Annotated in this window: 5 protein-coding genes; 4 read left to right on the top strand and 1 reads right to left on the bottom strand. The window is 74.8% G+C overall.

Annotated elements, in window-relative coordinates:
* The 4 genes from cobJ to cobC all read left to right on the top strand — a co-directional run.
* The coding region (gene cobJ, locus V7E46_RS32055) for a precorrin-3B C(17)-methyltransferase (RefSeq protein WP_333771694.1) at positions 1-1,114 on the top strand (1,114 nt) is incomplete at its 5' end.
* Positions 1,111-1,710 (top strand): precorrin-8X methylmutase, encoded by a 600-nt coding sequence (locus V7E46_RS32050; protein WP_333771693.1) that lies wholly within the window; start codon positions 1,111-1,113, stop codon positions 1,708-1,710. The genes cobJ and V7E46_RS32050, both read left to right, overlap by 4 nt.
* A complete protein-coding gene (locus V7E46_RS32045; RefSeq protein ID WP_333771692.1) occupies positions 1,707-2,606 on the top strand; it encodes a sirohydrochlorin chelatase in 900 nt (299 codons plus the stop codon). Before V7E46_RS32050 ends, V7E46_RS32045 begins: the two co-directional genes overlap by 4 nt.
* Entirely contained in the window at positions 2,590-3,672 is a 1,083-nt protein-coding gene (cobC, locus tag V7E46_RS32040) for an Rv2231c family pyridoxal phosphate-dependent protein CobC (protein ID WP_333771691.1), read from the top strand. Before V7E46_RS32045 ends, cobC begins: the two co-directional genes overlap by 17 nt.
* Here the strand turns inward: cobC and V7E46_RS32035 are convergent.
* Positions 3,647-5,666, bottom strand: a 2,020-nt coding sequence (locus V7E46_RS32035) for an ABC transporter substrate-binding protein (protein ID WP_333771690.1), incomplete at its 5' end; no start/stop codon positions are given. The two genes, cobC and V7E46_RS32035, sit on opposite strands and share 26 nt — an antisense overlap.

Below are 5,666 nucleotides of genomic sequence, written 5' to 3'. Positions count from 1 at the left end.
CGGGGGGAGCCGGGGCGTCGAGGTCGGGGAAGTGGTGGCGCTGGTCAGAGAGGGCCTGGCGGCGGCGGGGCTCGCGGAGGAGAGCCTGTGGACGATGGCCACCGTCGAGGCGAAGGCGGACGAGGCCGGGATCGTGGCGGCGGCGGCCCGCCTGGGCGTGCCGCTGGTCACGTTCGCGGCGGAAGCGCTCGCACAGGTGACCGTGCCGAACCCCTCGGCGGCGCCGCTGGCCGCGGTCGGTACCCCGTCGGTCGCCGAGGCGGCAGCCGTCCTCGGGGCCGGCCCCGGCGGCGAACTCGTGCTTGAGAAGCGGAAGTCGGCCATGGCCACGGTCGCGTTGGCGCGGCGCAGGCCGCGCGGCCGGCTGGCGGTCGTGGGGCTGGGGCCCGGCGCCCGGGACCTGCTGACGCCCCGCGCGGCGGCGGAACTGCGGCGCGCGTCGGTGATCGTCGGCCTGGACCAGTACGTGGCGCAGATCCGCGACCTGCTGCTGCCCGGCACCCGGGTACTGGCGTCCGGGCTGGGCGCCGAGGAGGCCAGGGCGCGTACCGCGGTGGCCGAGGCGCGCGCGGGGCACGCGGTTGCGCTGATCGGCAGCGGTGACGCCGGGGTGTACGCGATGGCGTCGCCGGCCCTCGCGGAGGCCGCGGACGACATCGACGTGGTCGGCGTACCCGGCGTGACCGCGGCCCTGGCCGCGGCCGCGCTGCTGGGCGCGCCGCTCGGCCACGACCACGTGTCGATCAGCCTGTCGGACCTGCACACCCCGTGGGAGGTGATCGAGCGCCGGGTGCGGGCGGCTGCGGCGGCCGACCTGGTGGTGACGTTCTACAACCCGCGCAGCCGCGGCCGTGACTGGCAGTTGCCGAAGGCCCTGGCACTGCTGGCCGAGCACCGCGACCCGCGGACGCCGGTCGGCGTCGTGCGGGCCGCGTCCCGCCCGGACGAGGAGGTCACGGTCACCACGCTGGCCGACGTGGACCCGGCCACCGTGGACATGGTGTCGGTGGTCACCGTCGGCAACACCGCGTCCCGTGTCGTGGCGGGCCGGATGGTGACGCCGCGCGGCTACCGCTGGCAGGCGGACCCGGCGAACGGCGGTGGCGGCGCATGACCCGCACCGTCCACCCCATCGAGCAGGAGTCGTTCCGTATCCTGCGCTCCCGGCTGGACACCTCCGGCCTTCCGCGGCTGCACCGGGCGGTGCTGGAGCGGGTGATCCACTCCAGCGCGGATCTGGCCTACGCCGACGACCTGGTCGCCGACGAGGCCGAACTGACCTTCGCGCAGGCCGCGTTGCGGGCGGGCGCGCCGATCGTTGCCGACGTCGGCATGGTCGCGGCGGGCATCACCGCCCGCCGGGCGGTCTGCCGGCTCGCCGACGCGGTCGCCGGTCCCGGTCTGACCCGCAGCGCGCACGCGATCCGGCTGGCGTACGAGCAGGTCGGCCCGGGCGCGGTGTGGGTGATCGGCTGCGCTCCGACCGCGCTGGAGGAACTGCTCGTGCTGGACGCCGCTCCGGCACTGGTGATCGGCCTGCCGGTCGGCTTCGTGGGCGCCGCGGAGAGCAAGGCCCGCCTGCGGGCCTCGGGCCTGCCCGCGGTCAGCAACATCTCGGAGAAGGGCGGCTCCGCGGTGGCCGCCGCCGCGCTCAACGCGCTGCTCTACACCCCTGCCGCGGCACCGGATCCCAAGGAGAACGACCTGTGACGCCTCCCGCACTCCTCCTCGTCGGCCACGGCACCCGTGACGAAGCGGGCGCGACCGCCTTCCGCTCCTTCGTGGCGGGGCTGGACGCCGCCCACCCGGGGCTGCCGGTCGGCGGCGGCTTCATCGAGCTGTCGCCGCCGCCGCTGGCGGACTCGGTCGCGGCGCTGGTCGGCGCGGGGGTACGGGACTTCGCCGCCGTACCGCTGGTGCTGGTCTCCGCCGGGCACGCGAAGGGCGACATCCCGGCGGCGCTGGCCCGGGAGAAGCAGCGGCACCCGGGCACGTCGTACGCGTACGGGCGCCCGCTGGGGCCGCATCCGGGGCTGCTCGCGGTGCTGGAGCGGCGGGTCGACGAGGCGCTCGCGGGCGTGGACCGGGCGGACGCGACGGTGCTGCTGGTCGGCCGCGGCTCGACCGACCCCGACGCGAATTCCGAGGTCTTCAAGGCGGCCAGGCTGCTGTGGGAGGGCCGCGGCTACGCCGGGGTGGAGACCGCTTTCGTGTCGCTGGCCGAGCCGTCGGTCCCGGCGGGCCTGGAACGCTGCCGCCTGCTGGGCGCCCGTACGGTCGTGGTGCTGCCGTACTTCCTCTTCAGCGGTGTGCTGCCGGACCGGGTGCGGGAGCAGGCCGCGGTGTGGGCGGCCGGGCGCGGCGGTGTCGACGTGCGGTGCGCGGACGTGATCGGCCCGGCGGCGGAACTCGCGGAGCTGGTGATGGAGCGCTACCGCGAGGCGGTCGAGGGCGATCTGCGGATGAACTGCGACACCTGCGTCTACCGGATCCGGATGCCCGGCTTCGAGGACCGGGTGGGCCTGCCGCAGCAGCCGCACCACCACCCGGACGACCCCTCCCACCCGCACGGCGGCCACGGGCACCACCATGCTCACACCCACTGACCGCGGCGATGCCGGCACCGCCGGTTACGACCTGGGCCACCACGGTGACGCGGAGGTCGGCGAGGGCCTGGTGGACCTGGCCGTCAATGTCCGCAGCGGTACTCCGCCCGCGTGGCTGGCCGAGCGGATCGCCGCCTCGCTGACCGGACTCGCCGCCTACCCGGACGGGCGGGCCGCCCGGCAGGCCGTCGCGCTGCGGCACGGCCGGGCGGACGAGCGCGAGGTGCTGCTGACCGCGGGCGCGGCGGAGGCCTTCGTGCTGCTGGCCAGGGCGCTGCGGCCACGGCACGCGGTGGTGGTGCACCCGCAGTTCACCGAGCCGGAGGCGGCGCTGCGGGCCGCGGGCCACCCGGTGCACCGGGTGCTGCTGTCGTCCGGCGACGGCTTCCGGCTCGACCCGGCCGCGGTGCCGCGGGACGCCGATCTGGTGGTGCTCGGCAATCCGACGAATCCGACGTCGGTTCTGCATCCCGCCGCCCTGATACGGCGGTTGGCGCGGCCGGGGCGGACGCTGGTGGTGGACGAGGCGTTCATGGACGCGGTGCCGGGCGAGCCGGAGTCGCTGGCGGCGGCGGGCGGGGTGCCGGGGCTGCTGGTGCTGCGCAGCCTCACCAAGACCTGGGGGCTGGCCGGGCTGCGGATCGGCTATGTGCTCGGCGGCCGGGAGCAGATCGCGGCGCTGGAGCGCGCCCAGCCGCTGTGGGCGGTGTCGACGCCCGCGCTGGCCGCGGCCCGCGCGTGCGTGGGCGCGGACGCGCTCGCGGAGGCGGCCGGGGCGGCGGTCGAGGTGGCCGCCGACCGGGCGTATCTGCTGTCCCGGCTGCGGGACTTCACCGCGCTGCGGGTCGCGGGCGACGCGCCCGCGGCACCGTTCGTGCTGCTGCGGCTGCCGGACGCGGGGCAGGTCAGGGAGCGGCTGCGGGCACTGGGCTACGCGGTGCGCAGGGCCGACACCTTCCCGGGTCTCGGCCCCGACTGGCTGCGGGTGGCGGTGCGCGACCGGCGTACGACCGACGGTTTCGTCACCGCGCTGGCCACCGCTACGACTGGACTCCCAGCGCGGTGAGGTCGACTCCGCCGAACACCTGCTGCTCGTAGGCGTTGGTGAGCCGGCTGCCGCGGTAGACCAGATGCCGTACGTAGATCAGCGGCACCATCGTGGAGTCGCGCATCACGGCCTGGTCGGCGGCCTTCCACTGGCCGGCCGCCGCGGCGGGGTCGGTCAGGGTGTCGGCCTTCTCGACGATGTTGTTGACGTTGACGTCGTCCAGGCCCGCGTAGTTGTTGGGGTTGCCGGGCTGGACCAGGGTGCGCAGGAAGCCGCCGCCGGTGGGCCAGTCGGCGGCCCAGACGGTGAGGGCCATGCCCCAGCCGGCCTGCTTGAGCTTGGCGGGCGAGTTCAGGGTCGCGTAGTAGGACGAGGTGGCCACATGGAGGATCGTGGCCCTGATGCCGACCGCGGCCAGGGAGTGCTGGATCGCCAGCATCGCCTCCTCCAGCCGCGGTGAGTTGCCGGGTCCCGCCAGGGTCACGCTGAAGCCGCCCGGTTTGCCGCAAGCCGCCAACTGCTGCTTGGCCTGCGCCGGGTAGGGCGTGCCGTCGGTGTAGCCGAACGGGTGGGCGTCCGGGTCGTAGCCGTCGGTGGTGGGCGGCAGCATCGTGGTCGCGACGTCGCCGCCGTCGTACTGCCCGCCGACCACGGCCCGTATCTGCGAGCGGTCGACGGCGTACTGCACGGCCCAGCGGCATTCCAGCTTGTTGAACGGCGCGATGCTCGTCTGGAGGCTCAGGTAGCGGGTGGCGCCGTTGTAGACCAGGTCGGCGCGGCTTTTCAGCGCCGGGTCGTTGAGCAGCTTGGACTCGGCGGTGTCGGACAGTGTCTGGGCGTTGAGGTCCAGGTCGGCGGAGCCGGACAGCAGGGCGTCCTCGACCGCCGCCTGGCTGCCGTAGATCCGGACGTCCACGGCGTCGGGCAGCGCGGAGTGTATGGAGTCGGTGGCCTGGTTCCAGTAGGTGTTGCGGGTCAGGTGCAGTGCGCTGCCCGCGGTGTAGCTCGCGACCTTGTACGGGCCGCTGCTCATCGGGTGGTCCTGGAAGTCCTTGCCGCCGCCGGTGTCCGACCCGGGCGGTACGGGCGCGGCCATGGACAGCGCGAGCACGTAGCGGAAGTCGGCGAAGGGCTTGGCGAGGGTGAAGACGATGGTCCTCTTGTCGGGCGTGGCGACCGAGTGCAGGCCCAGCTTGTCCGGATCGGTGTCCTTGTACGGTCCCGGGTAGTTCTGGCCCTGGTCGAGCAGGTCCACGAAGTAGGTGGGCCCGGTGCCGAAGACCGACCGGTCGAAGGTCCGCTCGATGCCGTACTTGATGTCCTGGGTTGTGATGGGGGTGCCGTCCTCGTAGGTGAGGCCCGCCTTGAGGGTGAAGGTCCAGGTGTAGCCGTCGGAGCTGACCCTGCCGGTGTCGGTGGCGAGGTCGGGCACCAGCCCCCGCCCCGCGGCCCCGGGCATCGGCGCGTAGTCCACCAGCTTGCGCAGGTACAGGCGTTGCAGGTTCCACGACGGCTGGGAGTACGAGCGCGCCGGGTCGAGCATGCCGTCCTCGGTCTCGGACGCGGCGAGTTGCAGGGTGCCGCCGGTCTTGCCGGACGGGCGCACCACCCCGTCGAGGCCCCCGCCGTAGCCGGCGCCGACCTTGCCGCCGTGCATCTTCAGCGCGGCGGCCTGGCCGATCGTCGCGTTCGACGGCGGAGCGGTCGGCTTCGCGTCGTCGCCCTTGCCGCCGCCGAAGGGCGCGAAGGCCAGCGTCACCGACACCGCGACAGCGGCGACGGCCAGGCCGGAAACGGCCGCGATCCAGCGCCGCCTGGTGCGCCGGGCCGGGGTGAAGTCCCCTGTGCGGCTCGGGCGGTTGAGCGGCGGCGGGGTGCTCGGCTGGTACGGCGGCGGCAGCGGCACGTGCAGCTTGGGCGCGTACGCCGGGTGCTCGGCGGGCGCGGACGGCACTGAGGGCGGCGGGGTGGCCTCGCGCGGGGCTCCGTACGGGTTCGCCGCGGGAGGCGTG

Source organism: Streptomyces sp. IBSBF 2435 (genome assembly GCF_036815005.1).
Taxonomy (GTDB): domain Bacteria; phylum Actinomycetota; class Actinomycetes; order Streptomycetales; family Streptomycetaceae; genus Actinacidiphila.
This window is presented reverse-complemented; position numbering and strand designations above follow the sequence as displayed.